At 69.9% G+C, this 700-nt stretch carries 1 protein-coding gene; it reads right to left on the reverse strand.

The annotated features are described in order from the left end of the window. On the reverse strand, positions 1-700 hold a 700-nt coding region (locus E7Z53_RS19890; RefSeq protein ID WP_255219731.1), incomplete at both ends, for an IS3 family transposase.

Below are 700 nucleotides of genomic sequence, written 5' to 3' on the forward strand. Positions count from 1 at the left end.
GGCCATCCCCTCCAGGGCCAGATGCTCGGTGAAGCGCAGCGCCGTGTACTGGGACCCGGCGTCGTGGTGATGGATCAGCCCCTCCGGCAGCACCAGGCCCTGACGGGTGCGGTCCCACCGGCCCATTCGCAGGCAGGTGAGCACCAGATCCGTCGTGCGGGTGGTGGCGGCGTTCCAGGACACGATGCGCTGGGCGAAGACATCGACGATGAAGGCGACGTAGACGAATCCGGCCCAGGTGCGCACGTAGGTGAAGTCGGCGACCCACACGGTGTTCGGGGCCGCGGCGGTGAAGTTGCGGTTGAGCAGATCCGACGCCCGCGTCCCATCCTTGGCCGGGATCGTGGTGCGCACCCGCCGGCCTCGGACCACCCCGGCCAGCCCGAGGGAGCGCATCAGTCGATCCACCGTGCAGTGGGCCACTGCCAGCCCACACCGGCGCAGGTAGGCGGTCATCTTCCGCCGGCCGTAGAGGCCCTCCGGGGTGCCCACGGTGGCCAGCAGCGCATCCATGACGATCGCGTCGCTGACCGTGCGCGCGGCAGGCTGCCGACCGGGTTGCTTCCAGGAGCGGTAGGTTCTCGCGGCGATCGGCACGCCCTGCTCGCGCAGGACCGCGCAGATCGACTCGACCGCGTAGCCTTCGGACCTCATCTGGTCGATGAACCCGGCGATCAACGATTGCGGGGGTCGAGCTCCC

This window comes from Kocuria salina, from assembly GCF_013368965.1.
Lineage (GTDB): Bacteria > Actinomycetota > Actinomycetes > Actinomycetales > Micrococcaceae > Kocuria > Kocuria rosea.